This is a genomic window from Rhodovulum visakhapatnamense (assembly GCF_004365965.1).
In the GTDB taxonomy this organism is placed as follows: Bacteria; Pseudomonadota; Alphaproteobacteria; order Rhodobacterales; family Rhodobacteraceae; genus Rhodovulum; species Rhodovulum visakhapatnamense.
The window spans coordinates 168,408-191,916 of sequence record NZ_SOEB01000004.1 but is presented as its reverse complement, the minus strand read 5'-3'; the positions used below and the strand labels follow the sequence as shown (position 1 = coordinate 191,916).

Sequence of the window (23,509 nt, the reverse complement as noted above, 5' to 3'; positions counted from 1 at the left end):
CTGCAGGGCCGGCGAGGCATGCGCCGCATTCGGGTCGCGCCTTCCGAAACGATCCGGATCGCAACGCTGGCCCGCGACGGGGTCGTCAGCCTCGAGGCGCAGGCCACGCGCCCGGCCCGCATCGGCACCGAGGCCGCGACGCGGCACGTCGAGCCCGGGGACGGCCCGGTGCGGCTCACCCTGCCCGGACGGCGGCATCTGGTCTGGCAGATCGAGGGCGCGCCCGCGGTCGCGATTTCGCTTTATCGTCCCGACCAACGTGTCCGCGGAGCGCTCTCGGCGGTGGCGGCGCTGGCGTTTCTGCCCCTGCGGCATACAGGCGACATTGCGGCCTATTTCCTGCGTGGCGACAGCGGCGCCGGGACGCGGCTGGAACGCGCGCTGATCCCCGGAACCGAGGCCGCGTCACAGGCCCCCCCCGCCGCCGGGTCCGAAACTTCGCTGGCGGCGCGCCTTGCCGGGCTGGGAAGCGCCAAGCCGGTGCAGGTCTTCCTGGGGCACCGGTTGGGCGGCGGGGCCGAATTCTGGCTGGCCGACCGCATCGCGACCGGGCGGGCGCAAGGCAACGTGGCTCTGGTGCTGCGCGACGACCCTGCCGGGGTGCTGGCCGAGCTTCACGACAGCGGCCCGCCCCTGCATCAGCGCCTGTCGCGGACCGGGGCCGCGGCCCTGCTGTCACGGCCCGCCCGCATCCGGCTGATCTATTCCAATCTGGTGGGCGCGGCCGACCCGCTTGGGTTGCTGAACGACATGCTTGACCGGCTGCGGCCGCAGGACCGTTTCGAGCTGATCTTCCACGACTTTCTGCCGCTCTGCCCGTCCCACACGCTGATCGGGTCGGCGGGCCGGTTCTGCGGCCTGCCCGACCCCGTTCCCTGTCAGGCCTGCTACCGGAAACTGGCGGTGACCTCGGGCGCACGGCCGCCCCGGATCGAGACCTGGCGACAGGCCTGGCACCGCGCGGCAACCCGCGCCGACGAGATCGTCGTCTTTTCCGCCGACAGCGCGCGGCGCGTGGCGCGGGTCTGGCCCGATCTCGCCCCGCATCTGGTGCTGCGCCCTCACCATGTCGGCCATCTGCCGCCGCGGCTGGCACCGCCCTCGGGCCCTGCGCGGCTGGGGGTTCTGGGGCGGATCGGGCATGCCAAGGGGGCCGCTGTGCTTAAGGCGCTGGCCGCACTGCCGGACAGGGGATTTGAGATCGTGGTTCTGGGCGAGCTCGACCCCGCCTTCGCCCATCCCGGGATGACCGTTCACGGGCGCTACCGCCGGGACGAAATCGCGACCCTGGCCGCGTCCCACACCATCGGCGCCTGGTTCGTGCCCGCCATCTGGCCCGAGACCTTTTCCTATACGGTGCATGAATGTCTGGCGACGGGGCTGCCGGTGCTGACCTTCGACATCGGCGCCCAGGGCGAAACCGCCGCCGCGCACCCGAACGGACAGGTGCTGCCGCTGGACGCCAGCCCCCGGGATCTGGCCGACCGGCTGGCCGCCGCCCTGGCCGGGACCGCTCAGTCTTCGGCCGCGTCCAGCAATGAGGCCCAGAGCCTCCGCTGATGCCCCTCGGCATCGGCGGCGATCAGCGCCCGGCGGTTCGTGGCGGCCATCGCGCGGGCCGAGGCGGGGTCGTCGATCAGCCGGTCGATGGCCGCGATCCACGCCGCCGGATCGGCGCCCGGCGCCAGACAGCGGCCGCACATCGCACCGCGCGCCGCTTCGTGCCAGCTGTCGGACCCGATCACCGCCGCGCCCGCCATCGCGTATTCGCCAAGCTTGCTGGCCGAGCGCGCGGCGTTGAACCGCCGCGAGGCCAGATGCGGTACCAATCCCAGATCCAGCCGCGCCTGCCGCAGCCAGGCCAGATAAGCCGCCCAATCGAGCGCGGGCAGCACCTCGACCGCCCTGTGCCGGACGACGGCGCGCGGCAGGGCGAGATTGCCCGAAACCGTCAGCGCGAGCCCCGGCCTGCGATCCAGCAACCGCAGGAGCGGTGCCCAAAGCGGTGCCGCGTCGCGCGCATGGCTTCGCCCCATCAGCAGCCCGATCCGCCGGATCGGCGCCGAGGGGTCCAGCACCGGCATCTCGGCGACCGGCCAGGCGGGCGCGATCTCTTCCACCCGGGCGCCCGGGCGGCGCACACGCAGCGTCGCGGCCAGCTTGGGGCTTGTGGTCAGGATCGCGGTGGCCAGGGGCTCGAACCGGCGCGCTTCGGGCCATTCCAGCAGCGCGAGCTTGGCGCGATAGATCGGCGGCAGCGCCCGATCGCCGATCCCGGCGCGGATGTCGTCGTCGATCAGGTAGATCAGCCGACGATGGGGCGGCAGCGCCCGGAGCCCGGCCGCATGGCGGATCACGATCAGCGTTTCGCCTGTCGCGAAGACGGTCGGCGAAATCTGGCGAAGCGCGCCGCAGGCGATACGGTCCCGGCAGGAAAAGCCAAGATAAAGATCGGCCGTCGGCGAGAACCGTCCGGTCAGAAACGCGGGCGGCGCAGCACCGGGCGGCCTGAGAGTCATGCGCTCAGCGTCGCGCGATAGGCCGCCAGCCCGTCTTCGAGATCGTCGAAGAACCAGGCGTGGCCGTCCTGAAGTAACAGCGCGGCATTGCAGTATTTGCGCAGCGTGTCGTCGGAGTGCGAGACCATGATGATCTGCACGCGGTCGAGCCGTTCGGCAAAGGCGGCTTCGGCCTTGCGGCGGAAGGCGGCGTCGCCGACGGCGGTGATTTCATCGACCAGATAACAGTCGAAATTCGTGGCGAGGCTGACCCCCAGCGCCAGCCGGGCCTTCATCCCCGAGGAATAGGTTTCGAACGGTGCGTCGAAATAGGGGCCGAGCTCGCAGAACTCGGCCACTTCCTCGACCAGCGCATCGGTATCGGCGCCATAGATCCGGGCCACGAAGCGGGCGTTCTGACGGCCGGTCAGCGCGGGATGGAAGCCGCCGGAAAACCCCATCGGCCAGCTGACCCGGCCGATCCGCCGGATTTCGCCCCGATCAGGCCGGTGGGTGCCCGCGATCATCCGCAGGAAGGTCGACTTGCCCGCCCCGTTGCGCCCGATGATCGCGACGCGGTGCTTGCGCGGCAAGTCCAGCGTCAGGCCTCGCAGGATATGGCGCCGCCCGCCGCCCGGCAGGCGGAAGGACTTTTCGACACCGCGAAATTCCAGCATCGCTCAGCCCCGGTCGCGGACGTTGTAATAGATCAAAAGACCCGTGAAATAGACCGCCAGCGAGCAGATCAGAACCAGCAGGATCAGCAGGCCCCGCTGCGGGTAAAGACTGTCCTCGGCCAGGGTCGGCGGGATATGCACGGCCAGATAGCGGTTGGTCCGCCGGGCTTCGGCACGGGCCTGTTCCGAGGCGGCCAGCGCGGCCGTATAGGCACGCTGGGCGAATTCCAGATCGACCAGCAATTCCTCGTAGGAGCCAATGGCATCCACCAGCGAGGAGGGCCCCGAAGTCGGCCTGCCGATCCGGCGGCGTTCCTGATCGATCTGACTGCGCACGGCCTCGATCCGCCGGTCGACCCGCTTGACCCTCTGGTCCTCTTCGCCCGCGAAACTGGTGATCGTCTCGCGTTCCACCAGGGCGCTGGCCAGTTCCCCCTCCAGCGCCGCGATCACGCCCATCTGCGATTGCGCGGCCTCGGTCGGGTCGATGATGTCGTTTTCCAGCCGGAACACCCGGACCTTGCGGCGCACGTCGCGCAGCCGGACCTCGGCTTCCTCAAGGTCTTCCAGCGCGAAGCGAATCGCATCCTGACGCGCGATTCGGCTGAGATCGTCGACCATGCGCCCGCTCTGGGCCAGGATCGACTGCGCAATAGCTTCTGCATCTTCGGGCGCGAAGGCCCGGACCTGCAGCGACAGAACTCCCGTCAGCGGATCGACCGCGACCTTCACCATGCGCTGCCAGTAGTCCAGCATGTCTTCGCGCGAGGCATCGCGCTCCAGCGAGAAGACAAGATCCGACGGTTGCTTGCCGAACAGCGCGCGAAGGTCGAGATCGGCGTCGACCTGCTGCATCAGCGGCTGCGAGCGGATGAAATCGTAAAGGATCTGCGAGTCGGACCCGGAGGACGACCCGACCTGGGTGAAGACGCTGAGCGCCTCGAGCGGGTTCGAATAGTCCTCCGACCGGACCGAGAAGGCAGAGTCGGAATGGTATTGGTCGGCGGCGATCAGCCAGAGATAAAGCGCCGCCACCACTGTCGGCAGCACCACGACCACGGCAAGACCCAGGCGCATCAGCCGGTGGCGCAGGCGCGCGCGATCCTTGTCGGTTTCAGAGATCTCATGGGTGACGGATTGGCCACCCTGAATTTTCGGCACGACTTGCACGATGGCTTCCATCTGTCGGAGATATGCAAGCAATGGTAAGCATATCTGCCCCGTGCGCAATGCCGGAGGTTGAGTCGCCGCAACTCAGGACATCACATGAGATCTCAGAGTCCCGCCGCAAAACCGTCCCGGACCAATCCGTTGCAGGGGGCGTTGCGCGTCTTCGGGGCGCTGGTGATCCGCGAAATGATCACCCGCTACGGCCGGTCCCCGGGCGGATATGTCTGGGCGGTGCTGGACCCGGCCGGGATGATCGCGATCCTGGCGCTGGCCTTCTCGCAGTTCATTCACACACCACCGCTGGGCGAAAGCTTCATCCTGTTCTATGCAACCGGGTACATCCCCTTCTATGCCTATTCCGAAATCGCGAGCGTGGTCAGTTCGTCGATCTTCGTGAACCGCCAACTGATGCATTTCCCGATGGTCACGCCGCTCGACTCGGTTCTGGCGCGGTTCTTTCTGTCGTTCCTGACCGTGATCGCGGTCAGCTTCCTCGTGTTCACGACTCTTCTGGTCGTGACCGACGACCCGGTGCGGCTGTCGCTGGGGCCGCTTTTCCTGGCGCTCGGGACGGCGGCGTTTCTGGGGCTGGGCATCGGCACTTTGAACGCGGTGGTCTTTACCTTCTTCCCGCTCTGGCAACGGGTCTGGAGCATCATCAACCGGCCGCTCTTCATCCTGTCGGCGGTGTTCTTCACCTTCGAGAGCCTGCCGCGCCAGGCCCGTGACGTCCTGTGGTGGAACCCGATCATCCATCTGGTCGGAGAGGCCCGCCGCGCCTTCTATCCGATCTATCGCGGCGACTATATAATGCTGGCCTATCCGCTGGGGATCGCCGGGTTCTGCCTTCTGGTCGGCGGGTTCCTCTTGCTGCGCAACCGTAGTGCGATCATCGAGGTCTGACGGCGTATTTCGCCCGAGGCGCGCACCAATCGAGGCCATCGACTTAACGGCCCGAATCGATTCGGGTGGCCGGCTTGCCCGTCGTGACCGTCGGCGTTGCTGGCTCCGGCCCTGCACTCCGGTCGACATGATCCGCCCGATCACGGCAACCCTCGGGCGGCATGACCCCACGTCCAAGCGGAAACCGGAGCCTGGTCATCAAGTTTCTGTTTATTGGTTAATGAATTCGCGCAAAGCTTGGAATTGCCGCTGATCGAGGAAAGCACAATGATACGAACCATCCGCTTGGGAAGTTGCGTTTCGGTGCAGGGCGCTTTCGTGCTCTGCCGGGCGAATGGGCGGATCGTGGTCCGCGTCGGAACCCGCCTGTTCGAGGGCATGCCGATCGAGGCGGCGGCCTAGTCGGCCCCATTCCCCCACCCCACTCACGAGAACGAAAAGGGGCGCTCGCGGCGCCCCTTCCGTTTTCTCGCGATGTGACGTCCGCCCGGATCAGGACAGCGTGCGCACGACTTCATGACGTTCGAAGATCTCGATGACATCGCCTGCGCGGACGTCGTCGTAATTCTCGAAGGCCATGCCGCATTCCTGGCCCGACTGGACCTCGGCGACTTCGTCCTTGAAGCGTTTCAGGGTCTTCAGCGTACCTTCGTGGATCACCACGTCGTCGCGCAGCAGGCGCACTCCGGCCGACCGTCGGGCAACGCCCTCGGTGACCAGACAGCCCGCGACCTTGCCGACGCCCGAGACCTTGAAGACTTCCTTGATCTGCGCGTAGCCGATGAAGTTCTCGCGGATCTCGTTCGACAAGAGGCCCGAGGCCGCCGCCTTCACGTCGTCCACCAGATCGTAGATCACGCTGTAATAGCGCAGTTCCACGCCCTTCTGGTTCGCCGCGTTCCGCGCCGGAGCGTTGGCCCGGACGTTGAAGCCGATGATCGGCGCGCCCGAGGCTTCGGCCAGACCCACATCGGTTTCGGTGATGGCACCGACACCGGCATGCAGCACGCGCACGCGCACCTCGTCGTTGCCGATCTTTTCCATCGCCTGGACGATGGCCTCGGCAGAGCCCTGCACGTCGGCCTTCACCAGGATCGGCAGCTCGGCCACGTTGGCGTCTTCCTTGGCCTTGGCCAGAAGCTGATCCAGCGTGGTCGCGGCCCCCGCAGCGGCGCGCTTGTCCTTGGCGGCCTGCTGACGGTATTCGGCGATCTCGCGGGCCTGGGCCTCGGTCTCGACCACGTTCAGCACGTCGCCCGCTTCGGGCGTGCCGTTCAGGCCCAGCACCTCGACCGGAACCGACGGACCGGCGGATTTCACACGCTCGCCCTTGTCGTTGACCAGCGCGCGGACCTTGCCCCACTGTTCGCCCGCGACGAAGATGTCGCCCTGCTTCAGCGTGCCGTTCTGCACCAGAACAGTGGCGACAGGACCGCGGCCCACGTCAAGCTGCGCCTCGATCACCGCGCCCATGGCCTGGCGTTCGGGGTTGGCCTGAAGTTCGAGGATCTCGGCCTGCAGCGCGATGGCCTCAAGCAGCTCGTCGAGCCCCTTGCCGGTCAGCGCCGAAACCTCGACATCCTGCACCTCGCCCGACATCGCCTCGACGACGACCTCGTGCTGCAGAAGATCGGTCCGCACCTTTTGCGGGTTGGCACTGGGCTTGTCGCATTTGTTGATCGCGACGATCATCGGAACGCCCGCGGCCTTGGCGTGGTTGATCGCCTCGACCGTCTGCGGCATCACCGCGTCGTCTGCCGCGACCACCAGAACCACGATATCCGTCACCTGGGCGCCGCGCGCCCGCATCGAGGTGAAGGCGGCGTGGCCGGGCGTGTCGAGGAAGGTCAAGAGCGCCCCGCTATCGGTCATCACCTGATAGGCGCCGATATGCTGGGTGATGCCGCCAGCCTCGCCCGCGACCACCTTGGCGTCACGGATCGCATCCAGAAGCGAGGTCTTGCCGTGGTCGACATGGCCCATGATGGTGATGACCGGCGGACGCGGCTGAAGATCCTCTTCCTTGTCCTCGACCGTGTCGATCACCTGTTCCACGTCGGCATCCGACACACGGACGACCTTGTGGCCGAATTCCTCGACGATCAACTCGGCGGTATCCGCGTCGATCGACTGATTCTGGGTGACCATCATGCCCATCTGCATGAGCGACTTGACCACGTCGGCGGCACGTTCCGCCATCCGGTTGGCCAGTTCCTGCACCACGATGGTTTCCGGCACCTGCACGTCGCGCACGACCTTCTCGTGCTTGTCGGCACCGCCCATCGCCTTCTGGCGCATGCGCTCCTGCTTGCGTTTCATCGCGGCAAGCGAGCGTTGACGCCCGCCTTCGCCGCCGGTCAACGCCTGGCTGACAGTCAGCTTGCCCGAGCGGCGGTCGCCCTTGGCGGCCGTGGTCTTGCCGCGACCCGGACGGTCGTCGGCGCCTTCGCGCTCGCGGTCGACCTTGCGCGGCGACGCGGTCTTGGCCGCGGTGCGCTGTGCATCGCCATCGGCGGCGGGCGCCGCAGCACCGGCTGCAGCGGGCTTGGCCGACGCAGGCGCGGCCGCGCGTTCGGCGGCCGCCGCCTTGACCTTGGCGGCTTCCTCTTCCTCGCGCTTCCGGCGCTCTTCCTCTTCGACCTTGCGGCGCGCGGCCTCTTCGATCTCGCGCTGTTCGCGCTCCTTCGCCTCGGCTTCCTCGCGGCGGCGCTGGCGCTCTTCCTCGCGCTGACGCTCGTCTTCCGCGCGCTGGCGGGCCTCGTCGGCCTCGCGCGCCTTGGCGGCCTGAAGCGCCTTCAGCCGGCGTTCCATCTCGGCGTCGGAAATCCCGGCCGGGCGCCTGGACGGATCGCCTCCGGCATGTCCGCCCCCGGCCCCGCCGCCAGACTTGGCGGCTCCCGGCTTGGGCACGACGACGCGCTTGCGCTTGGTCTCGACGACCACGTTCTTGGTGCGGCCATGCGAGAAGCTCTGCTTCACCTGGCCGGACCGCGAACTCCCGCGCAAACCCAATGTCTTCTTGCCGTCAGTATCGTCCATAAGGTCTTCAACCCTTTCCGGGGGTCCCTCCCCCGTCTTTCTTGCGTACGCCCGAAAGCTTGGCGGCATCCTCTACTACACGTTCCGTGAGTCCGCCAGCCGCAAGCGCGCCATGTATCACATGTTCCCGACCGAAAGCCAAACCCAATTCCCGGGCCGTCAGACAGCCAATGAATCCACCTTCTTCGCGGGGCGGGCGAAGCTTGGTCTTGCCCCGTTCCGACCCGTCGCTGGCCTGGATCAGGACAACTGCCTGCCCGCTGTCCAGCCAGCCTTTCGCCTTCTCGAACCCCGCCACCGCAAGCCCGGCCTTGCGGGCCAGCGACAGGCTGTCGACCACCCGGCGCAGCAATCCCGCCTCGACCTGCTCCAGCAGATCCCCGGGCACCGCCACCTGCCGTTTCGCCGCACGCGAGAACAGGCGCTTCTTCGCCGCCTTTTCCAATGCGTCACGGTCGGCCGCGACCCACATGCCGCGGCCCGGAAGCTTGCCCAGCAAATCGGGCACCGCCTCGTCTTCGGGGCCGACCACGAACCGGATCAGCCCGGCCTTCGGCGCCACCTCGCCCGTGGCGATGCACCGCCGCTCCGGCTCGTCGGCCGATCTGCCTGCACCGCCTCGGGCCATGTCCGGTCTCCGGGGCCGGGCCTCAGGCCTCGGCCTCCTCCTCGCCGACATCCTCTTCGGCGTCGGCGTCCGGCTCCAGCTCTGACGGATCGACCCAGCCAAGCTGGACGCGCGCCGTCATCACCAGGGTCTGGGCTTCTTCCAGAGACATGTCGAACTTTTCGAGGATCCCCTCGTCCTTGACCCGCTCGCCATTGACCGAGGTCCAGCCACCGGCAAGTTCCCAGTCGGCGCAGGTCGCGAAATCCTCAAGCGTCTTGACGCCGTCGAGAGCCAAGGCCTCGATCATCTGGGGTGTCAGGCCCTCGAAGTCAACAAGGCTGTCCTCGACACCCAGCTCGCGGGCATGTTCCAGCGCCTTGCGGTTCATCTCTTCCAGATGGTCGCGGGCCCGGGCCTGCAGTTCGCCAGCGGTATCCTCGTCGACCCCGTCGATCACCAGAAGCTCGTCGAGATCGACATAGGCGACCTCTTCGAGATTGGTGAAGCCCTCGGACACCAGCAACTGGGCAAAGAACTCGTCCAGATCCAGCGTGTCCATGAAGAGCCGGGTGCGTTCCTCGAACTCGGCCTGGCGGCGCTGGCTTTCCTCGGCCTCGGTCATGATGTCGATGTCGAGCCCGGTCAGTTGCGAGGCCAGACGCACGTTCTGGCCACGGCGGCCGATGGCGAGGCTCAGCTGTTCGTCGGGCACCACCACCTCGATCTTGCCGGCCTCTTCGTCGATCACGACCTTCGAGACCTCGGCCGGCTGCAGCGCGTTCACGAGGAAGGTCGCCTGATCCTCATTCCACGGAATGATGTCGATCTTCTCACCCTGCAGTTCGTTCACCACCGCCTGAACGCGGCTGCCGCGCATCCCGACGCAGGCCCCGACCGGATCGATCGAGTTGTCATAGGAAATGACCGCGATCTTCGCGCGCGAGCCCGGGTCGCGGGCCACGGCCTTGATCTCGATGATGCCGTCGTAGATTTCCGGCACTTCCATCTTGAACAGCTCGGCCATGAATTCCGGCGCGGTCCGGCTGAGGAAGACCTGCGGGCCGCGGGTCTCGCGGCGCACGTCCTTGATGTAGCAACGGATGCGGTCGTTCGGGCGATAGCTTTCGCGGCCGATCTTCTCGTTGCGGCGCAGGATGCCCTCGCCGCGGCCGATATCGACGATGACGTTGCCGTATTCCTCGCGCTTGACCTGACCGTTGATGATGGTGCCCGCGCGGTCCTTGAATTCCTCGTACTGGCGGTCGCGCTCGGCCTCGCGGACCTTCTGCAGGATGACCTGCTTGGCCGACTGCGCGGCGATCCGCCCCAGCTCGACCGGCGGCACCTCGTCGACCACCGTGTCGCCGATCTGCGGATCGGCCAGATACTGCTTGGCCTGCTTGACGGTCAGCTCGGCCTGATAGTTTTCCAGCGCCTCGTCCTCGACCACGGTGCGGACGCGGGTGAAGGTGGCACGGCCGGTCTTGCGGTCGATCGACACGCGAATGTCCATTTCCGAGCCGTAGCGCGACTTGGCGGCCCGGGCGAGCGACTCTTCCATCGCCTGCACGACCAGATCGGGGTCGATCATCTTCTCGCGCGCCACCGCCTCGGCGGTCTGCAACAGTTCGAGCTGGTTGGCAGAGGTAATCGCCATGTCTCAGTCCTCCTGCGGGACGGACCCGTCGTCCGTCTCGATCTCGTCAAAGTCGCTCTCGTCGATGAGGCCCGCATCCTTGCGCGCCTTCAGCATCTCGCGGATCAGCTCGTCGGTCAGCACCAGCTTGGCGTCCGACAGCCAGCCGTATTGCAGGCCGATGATCACCGGCTCTCCCTCGGGGCCTTCGATCTCGATCAGAACCTCGCCGTCCTCGACGCCCTGCAGCATGCCCTTGAAGCGGCGGCGGCCGTCGATCATCTCGGCGGTCTCCAGCTTGGCTTCGTAACCCTCCCAGGTCTCGAAGTCCTTGAGCCGGGTCAAGGGCCGGTCGATGCCGGGCGAGGACACCTCCAGCGTGTAGGCTTCCTCGATCGGGTCCTCGACATCGAGCACGGCCGAAATCGCGGTCGAGATCTTGGCGCAGTCGTCGACCTCGATCCCGCCATCGGGCCGTTCGGCCATCACCTGCAGGGTCTTGGTCTTGCCGCCCATCAGGCGGACGCGCACCAGCTCGAAGCCCATCCCCTCGATGACCGGGGTCAGGATCTCGGCCAGGCGCCGGTCGATGGCAGTCTTGGCAATGAGTTCGGACATGGGGCAGCGTTCCAGAAACAAAAAAGCGGGCCAACGGCCCGCACAAACTCATCCGGAGGAGGTTCGGGTTTGGACGCCGAACCACCGTTGTCGAGTGGCGATATACGCCTCCGGCGCCCGAAAGGCAAGAGACTGTCGCGCGGCCCCTTGGTCCGGCCTCCTCAGGCGGGCTTCCGCGCGATCAGGAACAGCACCGGCGCGCGGCCGCCCTCCGGGCGCCAGTCCTCGGCGATCTCGAACCCCGCCGCGGCGATCTCGGCCCGCAGCGCGTCGGCGGTCAGCAGGTTGAAGAGCGGCAAGAGCCCCACAGCATGGCCCGCCTTCGCGATCCAGCGGAACAGCCGCGGTGCCCCGGCCGCGCAGGCGGTCGAGGACACGAACACCCCGCCGGGTTTCAGCATCCGGTGTACGCGGACCAGCGCGCCCGCCCGATCCGGCAGCAGATGCAACACGTTATGCGCCATCACCATGTCGTAGGCGCCGGGGTTGTCGGGCATGTCCGCCAGATCGCCGACCCGGAACTCGACATTGCCGATGCCGGCTTCGGCCGCCTTCTGCCGTGCGATCCCGATCATCGCGGGGGCGCAGTCGATGGCGGTGACATGGCCCGCATGAGGGGCGTGCTTCAAGGCCGTCGTGCCGGTGCCGCAGCCGAATTCGAAGACCAGCCCCCCGGGGCCAAGATAGGCCCGCGTCATCGCCAGCTTCTTCTCATAGGCATCGGGGTCGCGGACCTGCATCCGGGCATAGCGGGGCGCCAGACGGTCCCAGAAACGGGCATTCACATGCATGAGCTACAGTCCCAGAAGTCCGGCCTGCCGCTGGACGTTGCGCATCGTGCGCACCAGTTCGGCACTGATTCCCGGCTCGGACAGGGCATGTCCGGCCATCGGCACCATCTTCAGATCGGCCCGGCTCCAGCGTTCGGCCAGCCGGAAGGCCGAGGCGGGCGGGCAAACCATGTCATAGCGGCCCTGCACGATGGTCGCCGGGATATGAGAAATCAGCGGCACGTCGTCCAGCAACTGCCCGTCGCGGTCGAGAAAGCCGCGATTGCTGAAATAGTGGTTCTCGAGCCGGGCGAAGGCGCGGGCGTAATCGGCGGGCGCCTCTCCGGCGGGGCCCTCATGCTCGATCGAGGCCAGCGCGTTTTCCCAGGCGGCCCAGGCCCGCGAATGCCGGGTTTCCATCATCATGTCGCCGGAAAACAGCCGCCGGTGATAGGCGGCGATCATGTCGGACCGCTCATCGGCCGGGATCGGATCGGAAAACCGCGCCCAGAGATCGGGCCAGAATTGACCCGCGCCGCCGCCGTAAAACCAGTCAAGCTCGGCCTGCGTCATCAGGAAGACGCCGCGCAGCGCCATGTAGGCGACCCGCTCGGGATGGGTCTGGGCATAGGCCAGCGCCAGTGTCGCGCCCCAGCTGCCGCCGAACAGCACCCAGCGCTCGATCCCCAGCTCGGCGCGGATCTTCTCGATATCCGCGATCAGATGCCAGGTGGTGTTCGAGGTCACGCTGGCATGGGGCCGCGACCGGCCGCAGCCGCGCTGATCGAACAGAACGATCCGGAATTCGGCGGGATCGAAATAGCGCCGCATCGCCGGGCTGCAGCCGCCGCCGGGGCCGCCATGCAGCACGATCACGGGAATGCCCCTCGGGTGCCCGCATTGCTCCACATAGATCCGGTGGCCGTCGCCAACCTCCAGCATCCGCTGATCGAACGGGTCGATCGGCGGGAAAAGATGCTGCGATGCGCGCTTTTGGCCTGCGGATTTGTCCATGACCCGTCTATATATCCCCGGGAACCGACCCCCCAAGGGGGTGCAGACAGAAGACAGGAACGGAGCCCGCGATGCAAGCTGCAGAGACAACCGTCGACCCTTCCGAAGTCGCGAAATTCGAGGCCATGGCCGCCGAATGGTGGGACCCGGCCGGAAAATTCAAGCCGCTGCACATGCTGAACCCCTGCCGGCTGGACTATATCACGCGCCAGATCGCCGCGGAATTCGACCGCGATCTGGCCGCTGAGGCGCCCTTCAAGGGGCTCCGGCTGCTCGATATCGGCTGCGGCGGCGGGCTTCTGTCCGAACCGATGGCACGCCTCGGCGCCGAGGTCGTGGGCGCGGATGCCGCCGAACGCAACATCCCGGTCGCGCGGATTCATGCCGAACAGTCGGGGCTGACCATCGATTACCGCCACACCACCGCCGAGGCGCTGGCCGCCGCGGGCGAACGCTTCGACGTGGTGCTGAACATGGAAGTGGTCGAGCATGTGGCCGATCCGCTGGCCTATCTGACCGCCTGCCGCGAGCTTCTGAAACCGGGCGGGCTGCATCTGTGCTCGACCATCAACCGCAACCCCAAGGCCTTCGTGATGACCATTCTGGGCGCCGAATACGTGATGCGCTGGCTGCCGAAAGGCACCCATGAATACCAGAAGTTCATCACCCCGGACGAACTGTGCGGGCTGCTGGAGCGGGCCGGACTGAAGGTGCTGGACCGCAGCGGCTTCGTCTTCAACCCGCTGACCTGGGACTGGTCGATTTCAAGCCGCGACCTGTCGGTGAACTACGTCACCGCCGCGCGCAAGCCAGCCTGACGCCTTGCGGGGGCGGCCCGGCCGCCCCTAGCCTTCCAGCTTCTGCCGAAGCATCCTCAGGACCGGCAGCGCCGCTTTCAGCCGGTCCTCGCCGATATCGGCGACAGCCTCGGCCAGGACCGGCGCCACCGCCTGGATCGCGGCCTCGCGCGCGGACCGGCCGGACGGGCTGATAGACACCATCTTGCGCCGCGCATCGTCCCAGTCGGGCCGGATATGCACATGCCCGGCCCATTCCAGCCGGGTCAGCGTGTTGGTCATCGCCCCCCGGGTGACGTGAAACGCCGCGGCCAGCTGTGCCGGGCTGCGTTCCTCATTCAGCCGTGCCAGATGGTTCAGCACCGAAAAATGGCTGATTTCCATGCCCTTGGGCAAGGCCTTCGAGATCCGGTTCCGCGCCAGCTGATCGGCCATGAAAATCTCGCTGAACAGCGTCACGACCAGGCTCTCGCTGATCTCGCTCACGGCGCCTCGAAGTCCCGGTCGTGGAAGATCGAGGGCACCCGGGCCCGGGCCCGGACGACCTCCTCGCGGTCGAGATCGACATAGACGATGCCGGGCGCCTCGCCGCCATCGGCTAGCACCTCGCCCCAGGGCGACACCGCCAGGCTGTGCCCGTGGGTGCGCCGCGGCCGCCCTTCGGCCGCCGGATGCAGCCCGCATTGCGCGGGTGCCAGCACGTAGCAGCCATTCTCGATGGCCCGGGCGCGCAACAGCGGCTCCCAATGGGCGGCGCCGGTCACCGGCGAAAAGGCGGCGGGCACGGTCAGGATCTCGGCCCCGGCATGGGCCAGCGCGCGGAACAGATGCGGAAAGCGCAGGTCGTAGCAGATCGCCAGCCCCATCGTGCCGAAGGGCGTCGGCGCCACCACCGCGCGCGTCCCGGGCCGGTAGCCGTCGGATTCGCGGAAGGTCTCGGTCTCGCTGATCTCGACATCGAACATGTGGATCTTGTCATAGCGCGCCGCGATCGCGCCGCCCGGCCCGATCAGGAAGGACCGGTTGGCAAAGCGTCCGTCGGGGTCCGAAGTCTTCAGCCCGAGCGACCCGATCAGCAGCCAGACCCCAAGCGACGCGGCCTCTTGCCGCAGCGCCGCCAGCGTCGGGTCGTCTGCCTCTTCTTTCAGCACCTCGTTCTGCCGGACCCGGCTGGGCGACAGGCAGTTGGTCACTTCGGGTGTCAGGATCAGATCGGCGCCGCCCGCCACCGCCTCGTGCATCGACTCGCGCACCAGACCGATATTCTCGTCCGGCAGGTCCGAGGAGGTCAGCTGGATCAGTGCCGCGCGCATCGGCCTATCCTGCCAGCAGCGGGTCGAGCTTGCCCGCGCGGTCAAGCTCGTAAAGATCGTCGCAACCGCCGACATGGGTCTCGCCGACGAAGATCTGCGGCACGGTATAGCCGCCATTGGCGCGTTCCATCATCTCCTGGCGGAGACCCGGATCGGCGGTCACGTCGAGCTCGGCGTAGGACACGCCCTTGCTGTCCAGCAGCCGCTTGGCGGCGTGGCAGTACCCGCAGCTGGACGTCGTGTAGATTTCAACCGGTTGCATCGCGGCTCCTGAGGTTTTGCCGAGACTATAGGTCTTTACTCGGCTTTCGCAACGCGGGCCAGGACCAGCACCCGGACCTCGGCCGCCCCCGCCGCCAGACAGGCTCCGGCCGCAGCGCCGAGTGTCGCGCCCGAGGTCATCACGTCGTCGATCAGCAACACCGTCCGGCCCGGAAGCCGGTCGCGATGGCGCGGCGCGACCGCCATCGCCCCGGCCTGGTTCGCGGCCCGGGCCTCGGCGGTCATGCCTTCCTGCGGGCGGGTGGCGCGAATGCGGACCAGCAGATCGGGGCAATGCTCGGCCCCCGTGCCCTCGGCCACGACCCGCGACAGCAGCGCCGACTGGTTGTAGCGCCGCCGCAGAAGCCGCCAGCGATGCAGCGGCACCGGCGCGACCAGCAGCCCCGGACCGAGGATCGGCCGCCCGGCGCGCAGCATCCAGCCCGCCGCGGCCCGGGCCAGGTCGGTCCGGTCGCCATGCTTGAAGGCCAGCACCAGCCCGCGCGCCCGCCCGCGGTACAGCAGCGCCGCCCGCCCCCGGCTCCAGGGACGGGGCCCGGCCAGACAGTCGTCGCACAAGACCGGATCGCCGGTATCCTCGCCGGGCAAGGGCACCCCGCAGGCATCGCAGACCAGACCCGTCACGAAGTCGAGCTCGCCCCAGCAGCGGGCGCACAGCGCATGGTCGCTTTCGACCGGCTCGCCGCAGGCAATGCAGCGCGGCGGGTAGATGAGTCGCAGGGCGCTTTGCAACATCGGCCTCGTCCCCTACATAGCGCCGGGCAACCTGCCGGAGCCAAGATGACCCGACCGCCCGACCTGACCGACCGCCATGCCCTGGCGCTGCACCGCGCGCGGGCCCTCAGGGCGGGGCCCGCGCTGTTCCTGCACGAGGCAGCGGCCGCCGAGATCAAGGAGAGGCTGAACGAGGTTAACAGAACCTTTACGGCCCCGGCCGTCGTGACCCCGTTCGAAAAGCCCTGGGCCGAAATCCTGCCATCGGCGCGGCTGGTGGCCGCCGACGAGACCCTGACGCTTGACCCCGGCGCGCACGATCTCGTGATTCACGCTCTGGCGCTGCACTGGTCGAACGACCCGGTCGGCCAGCTGATCCAGTGCCGCCGCGCGCTGAAACCCGACGGGCTGTTCCTGGGGGTTCTGTTCGGCGGCCGCAGCCTGCACGAGCTGCGCGGCGCGATGGCCGAAGCCGAGACCGCCATTCTGGGCGGACTGTCGCCCCGGGTGCTGCCGATGGCCGAAATCCGCGACGCGGGCGGGCTGCTGCAACGCGCCGGGCTGGCCCTTCCCGTCGCAGACTGTGCTGAAATATCGTTATCTTACAAGGATCTCCACCGCCTGATGCACGACCTGCGCGCGATGGGCGAGACCAATTCTCTGGCCGCGCGCCACCGCCGCCCCGCGCCGCGCCGACTGTTCGACGAGGCCGCGCGGCGCTATGCGGAAATCCATACCATGCCGGATGGCCGCATCCCCGCGACGGTCGAAATGATCTACCTTGCCGGGTGGGCGCCTGCGGAAACCCAACCGCAGGCATTGAAACCCGGCTCGGCGCGCATGCGCCTGGCCGACGCACTGGGCGCGCACACGCCGCGCCCGGGGTCCGGCGACAGCGGCAGTTCCGATTGACCTGCGTTCCAATCTGTATATTTCCGGGAGGATTGAGAGTTTGAGGCTCGACAGACGCGATACCGGGACCAAGGCGATGTTTGATTCCAACCAAGACGGGCGGAAACCCGCGGCTTCCGGTCTGACCGAGACACGGCCCCTGCACGGGCCCGACGATCACCCGCTGGTGCCTCCGGCGCGCGTGGGTGTGCTGCTGGCCAATCTGGGCACACCGGACGGCTATGACTACTGGTCGATGCGCCGGTATCTGAACGAATTCCTGTCCGACAAGCGGGTGATCGACTATTCGCCCTGGGTCTGGCAGCCGCTTCTGCAGCTGGTGGTGCTGACCAAGCGGCCCTTCGCGTCCGGCGAGAACTACCGGTCGATCTGGAATCACGAGGCCGACGAAAGCCCGCTGATGACGATCACCAAGTCGCAGACCGCCAAGCTGGCCGCCGAGCTGAAGGCGACCTATGGCGACCGCGTCGTGGTCGATTTCTGCATGCGCTACGGCAACCCCTCGACCCGTGCCCGGGTCCGGTCGCTGCTGGAAAAGGGCTGTCAGAAGATCCTGTTCTTCCCGCTGTACCCGCAATATTCCGGCACCACCTCGGCCACCGCCTGCGACAGCTTCTTCAAGGCGTTGATGGACGAGAAATGGCAGCCCGACGTGCGCACCGTCAGCACCTATTTCGACGACCCGCTTTACATCTCGGCGCTGGCCGCCTCGGTCGAGCGGGCCTATGCCGCGGCCGAGCACGAACCCGACATCCTGGTCTGCTCCTATCACGGGGTGCCGCAGCGCTATCTGACCGAGGGCGACCCCTATCACTGCCATTGCCTCAAGACGACGCGGCTGCTGAAGGAACGGCTCGGCTGGGATGACAGCCGCATCACCACGACCTTCCAGTCGCGCTTCGGCCCCGAGGAATGGCTGCAGCCCTATACCGTCGAAGAGGTGGCCCGGCTGGCACAGGCCGGCAAGAAGCGCATCGCGGTGATCGCGCCCGCCTTCTCGGCCGATTGCATCGAGACGCTTGAGGAGATCAACGAGGAGATCTGCGAGAGCTTCGAGGAGGCGGGCGGCGAGAAGTTCACCTACATTCCCTGCCTCAACGACGACGACGCCCATATCCGGGCGCTGGGCGAGATCGTGAAGTCCAATCTGCGCGGCTGGGCCGACTGAGTCGCCCTGCCGCCGCGGCTGCGCCCCGGTCGCTTGGACAGCAGACAACAAAAAAGGCGGTGGCTCCCGGCCACCGCCTTTTTCGTGTCCTTGCGGACTGATCTCAGTTCGACGCGACGGCGGCGATGAGGATCAGGGCCAGAACCGGCACCAGGATGCCTTGGGCCGAGGACGAGGTGTCCTGAGCGATCACTTCCGGCTCGATCATCGGCTCGGAGTAGCCGCCGGCGAAGGCGGAGGTGGCGGCAACCGCGAAGGCGGCGGCAAGGGCGATTTTCTTCATCTGTCTCTCCTGTAACAGCAGCGCAGGGACTCTCCCCTTCGCGGCATCCTACACATGTATTTTCTCTGTAAGGGATGGGCCCGGATGCTTGCAATCGACCGCAGCGGCCTGCCCCAAAGACGTCCGCGATGTCGTCAAATTAGCAACACCTGAGCCCCCACCTTGGCGAGGCCGAAAAGCTCGGCGATGTGCTCGTTGTAAAGACCGATGCAGCCGTTCGAGGACCGGCGCCCGATCTTGCGCGTGTCATGGGTGCCATGGATCCGGTAATAGGTCCACCCCAGATAAAGCGCGTGGGTTCCCAGCGGGTTGTCCGGACCCGGCGGCACATAGTCCGGCCATTCGGGGTTGCGCTGCTTCATCGCAGGGGTCGGCCGCCAGTCCGGCCCCTCGACCTTGCGCACGACGCTGGTGCGGCCGCGCCGGGTCAGGTCTTCGGACAGCGGCACAGAGGTCGGGTACAGCTTGTAGATCGAGCCGTCCTCCGACCAGAAATGCAGCGCGCGCGAGGTGGTGTCCACCAGGATCGCGCCGTTCTTCAGGTTTGAGAAATAGGGATGCCAGTCGAGCGCCCGGAAGCTCGAGATGTTGCGGCGCACCATGTCGGTCAGATCGGGCTCTATCTCGGTGGTGTTGGCGAGGGCAGGTCCCGCGGTCACGGCAAGGGCCGTGCCGGCGAGGAAATGGCGGCGGGTAAGGCCGCGGGTCGAACGGGTCGTCATCTTGCGCTCCGAATGTCGCGTCTTTTCTGGAAGTTCGGCCTGACCATAAGGTTACCCATCGGGCGGAGCAATTCAAACCGGCGTCACTCCTGGCAGATCGCCGCGCGAAGGGTTTGAACACGCCTGCGCAAGCGGCTAAAGACCAAAAGACCGACTCTTGGGGTTTTTCTTATGATACGACCGGCTTTGGGCCTCGTGGCCGTTCTTTTCGCGCTCTCCGCCTGCTCGACAGGGGGAGAGGTTCGCATCGGTCCCGACGGCAAGCCTCTGCCGACGGTCTACCGGATCTCGCGGTCCGACCAGGGCAAGATCCAGTACCGGATGCTCGACTCGATCAATGCGCTGCGCCAGGCGCGGGGCCTCACGCCGCTCGAGCTCGATTCGCGGCTGAACGCCGCGGCCGCCACCCATTCGCGCGACATGTCGGTGCAGAACCGGCCCTGGCATTTCGGCTCGGACGGGTCGTCACCGCTCGACCGGGTGGCCCGGGCGGGCTATCAGGGCCAATTGCGCGGCGAGGACATCTCGGAGACCTACGAGACCGAACTCGAGACGCTGGCCGCCTGGATGGAGGAATCCGATACCCGGAACATCATCCTCGATCCGCAGGCGACCGATCTGGGCTTCGCCTTCTATCAGGAAATGAACGGCAAGATCTGGTGGACGCTGGTCACCGGACAGCGCACCACCGCCGGGTCCGGCGCCTGACCCCGGCGTCGGCGGGGCCGCAAGGTCCCGCCTCGCGGCGCGGCGATCAGGGGAAGATGTCGATCACCGTGCCGTCGCGCACCATCGCATAGATGTCCTCCATCTCGGCATCGGTGACCGAGATGCACCCGGCCGTCCAGTCGCCCTTGCGGCGCCGGTTCTTGCGGGCGCGCCCGTGAATGAAGATGTCGCCGCCGGGTTTCCTGCCCAGCGCCTTGGCCTCTTCGATATCGGCCTCGTTCGGATAGGAAATCCCGATCGACAGGTGGAACTCGCTGTCGGGGTTGCGGCGGTCGATGTGATAGCGCCCCTCCGGCGTCTTGCCGTCGCCCTCGATCTGCTTGTCGCCGACCGGGGCATAGCCCAGCGAGATGCGGTAGGCCTTCAGCACCTGATCGTGGTGCAGCAGGTACAGCGCCCGCTGCCCCTTCATCACCACGACCCGGGTGACCTCGGGGCCGTCATAGGTCTTGAACTTCGAACTGCAGCCCGCAAGGGCCGCCATGGCGGTCAGCGTCAGAAACGCGCGTCGGTCGATCATTGGGGTCTGCTCGCGCCCTTGATGTTTCGAACCAGTCTAGCGCAAGCGTTGGACGGCCAAAAGCGCGATCAGCGCGAGAACTGCGCCGCCAGCTCGACATGGCCCGACCAGCGGAACTGGTCGACCGGCTGCACCCAGTCCAGCCGGAATCCGCCGGAACAGAGCCGTTTCGCATCGCGCGCGAAGGTCACCGGATTGCACGAGACCATCGCCACCCGGGCCAGATCCGCCCGGGCGATCTCGGCGCATTGCGCCTCGGCCCCGGCGCGCGGCGGGTCGATGACCACGGCCTCGACCCGGGCCAGTTCGACGGGCAGAAGCGGGCGGCGGAAAAGATCGCGCGCCTCGGTCGTGACCCGTTTCAGCCCCGGCGCGCCGCGCCAGCCCCGGTCGAGCGCGGCCAGCATCGCGGCCGAGCCCTCGACCGCCTGCACCTCGGCGGTCTCGGCCAGCGGCAGCGCGAAGGTGCCCGCCCCGGCGAACAGGTCGGCGACCTTGCGCGCCCCGTCCAGCGCCTCGCGCACCGCCTGGGTCAGCGCCGCCTGTCCCGCCTCTGTCGCCTGCAGGAAGGCACCCGCAGGCGGCACGACATGGGCCCGGCCCATCGCCTGACGGGGCGGACGGCGTTCGGCCAGCTGCTCGCCGTTCCAGCTCAGCCGCGCCAGATCGTGGGTTTCGGCCAGGGCCGCCAGGTCGATCCGCAGCGCGGTGTCCAGCGGTTTCGCCTCGGCCACCGCCATGTCGACCCCGTCTTCCGACCGTGTCACCGTGATCGCCAGCGCCCCCTTGCGCGAAGCGCCCAGAAGGGTCGCGGCGGCAGCGGCGGGCAGCGCCGCCATCAGATCGGGATGCAGCAACCTGCAATCCGGGATCTCGGTCACCACGTCCGAGGCACGGGCGTGAAAGCCCACCAGTACGCCCTTCTTGGTACGCCGCCCGGCCAGCACCGCGCGGCGGCGGCTGGCGGGCGGCGAGGTCAGGATCGGCCGCACCGGCGCCTCGAGCCCCTGCCCCGCAAGCGCCCGTTCGACGACCTGCGTCTTCCAGCCCGCCACGAAGGCGTCGGACCCGTGCTGCAGCGCGCAGCCGCCGCAAGACGCGAAATGGCGGCAGGGCGGCCGCACCCGGTCGGCGACCGGCGTCACGATCCGCGGCCGGGCGATGCGGCCGTTATCGGCCTCGCCCTCGACCTCTTCTCCGGGCAGCGCCAAGGCCACGGTCAGACCGTCGCCGGTCAGCCCCTCGCCCTTCAGCGACAGCCTCTCGATCCGATGGCTCACTCGGCCGCCTCCGTTCCGATGAAGCCGCCCGACTGCCGCGCCCAGAACCGGGCGTAAAGCCCGTCCTTCGCCAGCAAGGCGGCATGGGTCCCGTCCTCGGCGATGTGGCCGCCGTCCAGAACCACGATCCGGTCCATATGGGCGATGGTCGACAGCCGGTGCGCGATGGCGATCACGGTCTTGCCCTCCATCACCCCGTAAAGCGTCTTCTGGATCACCGCCTCGACCTCGGAATCGAGCGCCGAGGTCGCCTCGTCCAGCACCAGGATCGGCGCGTCCTTGAGGATCACCCGGGCCAGCGCCACCCGCTGCCGCTGACCGCCCGACAGCTTGACGCCGCGCTCGCCGACATGGGCGTCATAGCCGCGCCGCCCGTCGGGGTCCTGCAGATCGAGGATGAAGTCATGTGCCTCGGCGTGCTTCGCGGCCGCGATCATCTCGTCCTCGCTGGCTTCGGGGCGGCCATAAAGGATGTTGTCGCGCACCGACCGATGCATCAGGCTTGCATCCTGGCTGACCATTCCGATCTGGCGGCGCAGGCTTTCCTGGGTGACACGGGTGATGTCCTGCCCGTCGATCAGGATCTGCCCGCCCTCGGGGTCGTAGAACCGCAAAAGCAGCTTGACGAGGGTCGATTTCCCGGCGCCCGAACGGCCCACGAGCCCGACCTTTTCGCCCGGTTTCAGCACCAGATCGATCCGGTCGAGCCCGCCCGAGCCGCGCCCGTAATGGTGGGTCAGCGCGCGCATCTCGATCCGGCCCTCGCGGAACGCAAGCGCGGCCGCGTCCGGCGCATCGACCAGCTCGATCGGCTGGGCAATGGTCTCCATCCCTTCCGAGATCACCCCGAGCGAGCGGAAGAAGCTCGACAGCGCCCACATGATCCAGCCGGTCGTCGCGTTCAGCCTCAGCGTCAGCGCGGTCGCCGCCGCCACCACGCCGACACTGGCCTGACCCTGCATCCACAGCGCGATGGCCCAGCCGACGACGCCGACGATCAGGAACCCGTTCAGCGCGGTCAGCGCCACATCCATCTTGGTGATGATCCGCATCTCGGTGCCGAAGGCCTTGCGCAGATCCTCGATCGCCTCCTTGGCATAACCAAGCTCGCTGTCGTGATGGGCGAAAAGCTTGACGGAATGGATGTTGGTATAGGCATCGACCACCCGGCCGGTGACGGTGCTGCGCGCATCGGACGAGGCCTTCGAGGCCACGGCGATGTTCTTCATCGTCCAGCGCACCAGCACCGCATAAAGCGCAAGCCAGGCCAGAAGCGGCAGCATCAGCCGCGGGTCGGCCTGCCCCAGCAGCACCAGCGCGCCGCCGACATAGGCCAAGGCAAAGGCGATGGCATCGAAGATCTGGAACACCGCCTCGCCCGCAGCGGGGGGCGTCTGCATCTGGCGGTTGGCGATCCGCCCGGCAAAGTCGTTCTCGAACCAGCCAACGGACTGGCGCAGCACATGGGCATGGGCGCGCCAGCGGATCAGCGTGCCGAAATTGGGCATGATCGCGTTGTTCAGCACTGCCACGTCCAGCGCCTGCAGCGCGGGCCTGAGGACCAGGATGAACAGTGCCAGCCCGATCAGCGACAGGCCGTGCTCCTGCCAGACCTGCTCGGGCGTGCCCGAGGACAGCATGTCGACCAGCCGACCCATGACGTCGATCAGCCAGATCTCGACAATGGCCACCAGCAGCGCCAGCACCGCCGCCACCGCAAAAACCTTGCGGAACGGCCACATATAGGCCGCGAGAAACGGCCAGAGCCGGTTCGGCGGCGTATCGCTCTGCGCATAGGGCGCATAGGGGTCGATCAGGTTTTCGAAATAGCGGAACATGGCGGGATCTCGTTCG

25 protein-coding genes are annotated in these 23,509 nt (G+C 67.4%); 7 read left to right on the top strand and 18 right to left on the bottom strand.

All coding sequences use genetic code 11. The features are described 5' to 3' along the window. Positions 1–18 precede the first annotated feature (18 nt). Complete coding sequence (locus tag EV657_RS05455) at positions 19–1,560, top strand: glycosyltransferase (RefSeq protein ID WP_113669445.1); 1,542 nt, start codon at positions 19–21, stop codon at positions 1,558–1,560. Here the strand turns inward: EV657_RS05455 and EV657_RS05450 are convergent. Genes EV657_RS05450 through EV657_RS05440 form a run of 3 tightly spaced genes read right to left on the bottom strand, consistent with a single transcriptional unit; the run spans position 1,515 to position 4,345 of the window. Further along, entirely contained in the window at positions 1,515–2,519 is a 1,005-nt protein-coding gene (locus EV657_RS05450; RefSeq protein ID WP_134077350.1) for a glycosyltransferase family protein, read from the bottom strand. The two genes, EV657_RS05455 and EV657_RS05450, sit on opposite strands and share 46 nt — an antisense overlap. Further along, the gene (locus tag EV657_RS05445) at positions 2,516–3,175 is read right to left on the bottom strand and encodes an ABC transporter ATP-binding protein (protein WP_075784177.1); all 660 of its coding nucleotides are present in this window, start codon (positions 3,173–3,175) and stop codon (positions 2,516–2,518) included. Before EV657_RS05445 ends, EV657_RS05450 begins: the two co-directional genes overlap by 4 nt. 3 nt (positions 3,176–3,178) lie before the next feature. After that, positions 3,179–4,345, bottom strand: coding sequence for a KpsE/RkpR family capsule polysaccharide export protein (locus EV657_RS05440; protein WP_166673649.1), 1,167 nt, complete (start codon positions 4,343–4,345; stop codon positions 3,179–3,181). A gap of 96 nt (positions 4,346–4,441) precedes the next feature. Here EV657_RS05440 and EV657_RS05435 point away from each other — a divergent pair, with 96 nt between their 5' ends. Together EV657_RS05435 and EV657_RS22505 are read left to right on the top strand one after the other, a co-directional pair. Continuing rightward, positions 4,442–5,248: an ABC transporter permease gene (locus EV657_RS05435; RefSeq protein ID WP_075784176.1), complete on the top strand. Its 807-nt coding sequence runs from the start codon at positions 4,442–4,444 to the stop codon at positions 5,246–5,248. Between the two features lie 267 nt (positions 5,249–5,515). Next, entirely contained in the window at positions 5,516–5,650 is a 135-nt protein-coding gene (locus EV657_RS22505) for a hypothetical protein (protein ID WP_256359749.1), read from the top strand. 90 nt (positions 5,651–5,740) lie between these two features. Here the strand turns inward: EV657_RS22505 and infB are convergent, their stop codons facing one another. The 6 genes from infB to pip all read right to left on the bottom strand — a co-directional run bounded on the left by infB (position 5,741) and on the right by pip (position 12,935). Continuing rightward, positions 5,741–8,287 (bottom strand): translation initiation factor IF-2, encoded by a 2,547-nt coding sequence (gene infB, locus EV657_RS05430; protein ID WP_113669448.1) that lies wholly within the window; start codon positions 8,285–8,287, stop codon positions 5,741–5,743. Between the two features lie 7 nt (positions 8,288–8,294). After that, positions 8,295–8,915 (bottom strand): RNA-binding protein, encoded by a 621-nt coding sequence (locus EV657_RS05425; RefSeq protein WP_113669449.1) that lies wholly within the window; start codon positions 8,913–8,915, stop codon positions 8,295–8,297. A 22-nt stretch (positions 8,916–8,937) separates the two neighbouring features. After that, on the bottom strand, positions 8,938–10,554 hold the full coding sequence (nusA, locus tag EV657_RS05420) for a transcription termination factor NusA (protein WP_075784173.1): 1,617 nt from the start codon (positions 10,552–10,554) through the stop codon (positions 8,938–8,940). Positions 10,555–10,557: 3 nt separating this feature from the next. After that, a complete protein-coding gene (gene rimP, locus EV657_RS05415; protein WP_113669450.1) occupies positions 10,558–11,151 on the bottom strand; it encodes a ribosome maturation factor RimP in 594 nt (197 codons plus the stop codon). Between the two features lie 161 nt (positions 11,152–11,312). Next, positions 11,313–11,942: a class I SAM-dependent methyltransferase gene (locus EV657_RS05410; protein ID WP_113669451.1), complete on the bottom strand. Its 630-nt coding sequence runs from the start codon at positions 11,940–11,942 to the stop codon at positions 11,313–11,315. Positions 11,943–11,945: 3 nt separating this feature from the next. Beyond that, on the bottom strand, positions 11,946–12,935 hold the full coding sequence (gene pip, locus EV657_RS05405) for a prolyl aminopeptidase (protein WP_134077349.1): 990 nt from the start codon (positions 12,933–12,935) through the stop codon (positions 11,946–11,948). 71 nt (positions 12,936–13,006) lie between these two features. On the opposite strand from pip, the gene ubiG reads away from it, so the two are divergent. Further along, on the top strand, positions 13,007–13,753 hold the full coding sequence (ubiG, locus tag EV657_RS05400; protein ID WP_075784169.1) for a bifunctional 2-polyprenyl-6-hydroxyphenol methylase/3-demethylubiquinol 3-O-methyltransferase UbiG: 747 nt from the start codon (positions 13,007–13,009) through the stop codon (positions 13,751–13,753). A 27-nt stretch (positions 13,754–13,780) separates the two neighbouring features. On the opposite strand, the gene EV657_RS05395 is transcribed toward ubiG, so the two are convergent. Genes EV657_RS05395 through EV657_RS05380 form a run of 4 tightly spaced genes read right to left on the bottom strand, consistent with a single transcriptional unit; the run spans position 13,781 to position 16,062 of the window. After that, positions 13,781–14,167, bottom strand: coding sequence for a MarR family winged helix-turn-helix transcriptional regulator (locus EV657_RS05395; RefSeq protein ID WP_237399701.1), 387 nt, complete (start codon positions 14,165–14,167; stop codon positions 13,781–13,783). A 47-nt stretch (positions 14,168–14,214) separates the two neighbouring features. Then, on the bottom strand, positions 14,215–15,045 hold the full coding sequence (locus EV657_RS05390) for a carbon-nitrogen hydrolase family protein (protein ID WP_134077348.1): 831 nt from the start codon (positions 15,043–15,045) through the stop codon (positions 14,215–14,217). Between the two features lie 4 nt (positions 15,046–15,049). Further along, positions 15,050–15,307 (bottom strand): glutaredoxin 3, encoded by a 258-nt coding sequence (gene grxC, locus EV657_RS05385; RefSeq protein ID WP_113669454.1) that lies wholly within the window; start codon positions 15,305–15,307, stop codon positions 15,050–15,052. Positions 15,308–15,342: 35 nt separating this feature from the next. Continuing rightward, positions 15,343–16,062, bottom strand: coding sequence for a double zinc ribbon domain-containing protein (locus EV657_RS05380; protein WP_134077347.1), 720 nt, complete (start codon positions 16,060–16,062; stop codon positions 15,343–15,345). A 45-nt stretch (positions 16,063–16,107) separates the two neighbouring features. On the opposite strand from EV657_RS05380, the gene EV657_RS05375 reads away from it, so the two are divergent. Then, positions 16,108–16,953, top strand: coding sequence for a methyltransferase domain-containing protein (locus EV657_RS05375; RefSeq protein ID WP_134077346.1), 846 nt, complete (start codon positions 16,108–16,110; stop codon positions 16,951–16,953). A 76-nt stretch (positions 16,954–17,029) separates the two neighbouring features. Then, positions 17,030–18,121 carry a ferrochelatase gene (gene hemH / locus EV657_RS05370; protein WP_208323232.1) on the top strand — a complete coding sequence of 364 codons (1,092 nt, stop codon included), beginning with the start codon at positions 17,030–17,032 and terminating at the stop codon, positions 18,119–18,121. 103 nt (positions 18,122–18,224) lie between these two features. On the opposite strand, the gene EV657_RS05365 is transcribed toward hemH, so the two are convergent. Then, positions 18,225–18,404 (bottom strand): hypothetical protein, encoded by a 180-nt coding sequence (locus EV657_RS05365; protein ID WP_075784163.1) that lies wholly within the window; start codon positions 18,402–18,404, stop codon positions 18,225–18,227. Between the two features lie 134 nt (positions 18,405–18,538). Continuing rightward, positions 18,539–19,126, bottom strand: coding sequence for a L,D-transpeptidase (locus tag EV657_RS05360; protein WP_075784162.1), 588 nt, complete (start codon positions 19,124–19,126; stop codon positions 18,539–18,541). Between the two features lie 171 nt (positions 19,127–19,297). Between EV657_RS05360 and dalA the strand changes: the two genes are divergently transcribed. Next, positions 19,298–19,834 (top strand): divisome-associated lipoprotein DalA, encoded by a 537-nt coding sequence (gene dalA, locus EV657_RS05355; protein WP_113669456.1) that lies wholly within the window; start codon positions 19,298–19,300, stop codon positions 19,832–19,834. Positions 19,835–19,880: 46 nt separating this feature from the next. On the opposite strand, the gene EV657_RS05350 is transcribed toward dalA, so the two are convergent. The 3 genes from EV657_RS05350 to EV657_RS05340 all read right to left on the bottom strand — a co-directional run bounded on the left by EV657_RS05350 (position 19,881) and on the right by EV657_RS05340 (position 23,493). Next, positions 19,881–20,375 carry a L,D-transpeptidase family protein gene (locus EV657_RS05350; protein ID WP_113669457.1) on the bottom strand — a complete coding sequence of 165 codons (495 nt, stop codon included), beginning with the start codon at positions 20,373–20,375 and terminating at the stop codon, positions 19,881–19,883. Between the two features lie 68 nt (positions 20,376–20,443). Further along, positions 20,444–21,655 carry a class I SAM-dependent RNA methyltransferase gene (locus EV657_RS05345; protein ID WP_134077345.1) on the bottom strand — a complete coding sequence of 404 codons (1,212 nt, stop codon included), beginning with the start codon at positions 21,653–21,655 and terminating at the stop codon, positions 20,444–20,446. After that, a complete protein-coding gene (locus EV657_RS05340) occupies positions 21,652–23,493 on the bottom strand; it encodes an ABC transporter ATP-binding protein (RefSeq protein WP_134077344.1) in 1,842 nt (613 codons plus the stop codon). Before EV657_RS05340 ends, EV657_RS05345 begins: the two co-directional genes overlap by 4 nt. Positions 23,494–23,509 lie beyond the last annotated feature (16 nt).

Bases quoted from the DNA above. Each gene is read 5' to 3' on its own strand.
- EV657_RS05455 (WP_113669445.1), top strand. From the start codon at position 19: ATGCGCCGCATTCGGGTCGCGCCTTCCGAAACGATCCGGATCGCAACG.
- EV657_RS05365 (WP_075784163.1), bottom strand. From the start codon at position 18,404: ATGAAGAAAATCGCCCTTGCCGCCGCCTTCGCGGTTGCCGCCACCTCC.
- rimP (WP_113669450.1), bottom strand. From the start codon at position 11,151: ATGTCCGAACTCATTGCCAAGACTGCCATCGACCGGCGCCTGGCCGAG.
- EV657_RS05435 (WP_075784176.1), top strand. From the start codon at position 4,442: ATGAGATCTCAGAGTCCCGCCGCAAAACCGTCCCGGACCAATCCGTTG.
- hemH (WP_208323232.1), top strand. From the start codon at position 17,030: ATGTTTGATTCCAACCAAGACGGGCGGAAACCCGCGGCTTCCGGTCTG.
- EV657_RS05375 (WP_134077346.1), top strand. From the start codon at position 16,108: ATGACCCGACCGCCCGACCTGACCGACCGCCATGCCCTGGCGCTGCAC.
- EV657_RS05425 (WP_113669449.1), bottom strand. From the start codon at position 8,915: ATGGCCCGAGGCGGTGCAGGCAGATCGGCCGACGAGCCGGAGCGGCGG.
- EV657_RS05390 (WP_134077348.1), bottom strand. From the start codon at position 15,045: ATGCGCGCGGCACTGATCCAGCTGACCTCCTCGGACCTGCCGGACGAG.
- nusA (WP_075784173.1), bottom strand. From the start codon at position 10,554: ATGGCGATTACCTCTGCCAACCAGCTCGAACTGTTGCAGACCGCCGAG.
- EV657_RS05350 (WP_113669457.1), bottom strand. From the start codon at position 20,375: ATGATCGACCGACGCGCGTTTCTGACGCTGACCGCCATGGCGGCCCTT.
- EV657_RS05445 (WP_075784177.1), bottom strand. From the start codon at position 3,175: ATGCTGGAATTTCGCGGTGTCGAAAAGTCCTTCCGCCTGCCGGGCGGC.
- EV657_RS05395 (WP_237399701.1), bottom strand. From the start codon at position 14,167: ATGGCCGATCAGCTGGCGCGGAACCGGATCTCGAAGGCCTTGCCCAAG.
- EV657_RS05410 (WP_113669451.1), bottom strand. From the start codon at position 11,942: ATGCATGTGAATGCCCGTTTCTGGGACCGTCTGGCGCCCCGCTATGCC.
- EV657_RS22505 (WP_256359749.1), top strand. From the start codon at position 5,516: ATGATACGAACCATCCGCTTGGGAAGTTGCGTTTCGGTGCAGGGCGCT.
- EV657_RS05380 (WP_134077347.1), bottom strand. From the start codon at position 16,062: ATGTTGCAAAGCGCCCTGCGACTCATCTACCCGCCGCGCTGCATTGCC.
- grxC (WP_113669454.1), bottom strand. From the start codon at position 15,307: ATGCAACCGGTTGAAATCTACACGACGTCCAGCTGCGGGTACTGCCAC.
- EV657_RS05360 (WP_075784162.1), bottom strand. From the start codon at position 19,126: ATGACGACCCGTTCGACCCGCGGCCTTACCCGCCGCCATTTCCTCGCC.
- infB (WP_113669448.1), bottom strand. From the start codon at position 8,287: ATGGACGATACTGACGGCAAGAAGACATTGGGTTTGCGCGGGAGTTCG.
- EV657_RS05450 (WP_134077350.1), bottom strand. From the start codon at position 2,519: ATGACTCTCAGGCCGCCCGGTGCTGCGCCGCCCGCGTTTCTGACCGGA.
- EV657_RS05340 (WP_134077344.1), bottom strand. From the start codon at position 23,493: ATGTTCCGCTATTTCGAAAACCTGATCGACCCCTATGCGCCCTATGCG.
- dalA (WP_113669456.1), top strand. From the start codon at position 19,298: ATGATACGACCGGCTTTGGGCCTCGTGGCCGTTCTTTTCGCGCTCTCC.
- pip (WP_134077349.1), bottom strand. From the start codon at position 12,935: ATGGACAAATCCGCAGGCCAAAAGCGCGCATCGCAGCATCTTTTCCCG.
- ubiG (WP_075784169.1), top strand. From the start codon at position 13,007: ATGCAAGCTGCAGAGACAACCGTCGACCCTTCCGAAGTCGCGAAATTC.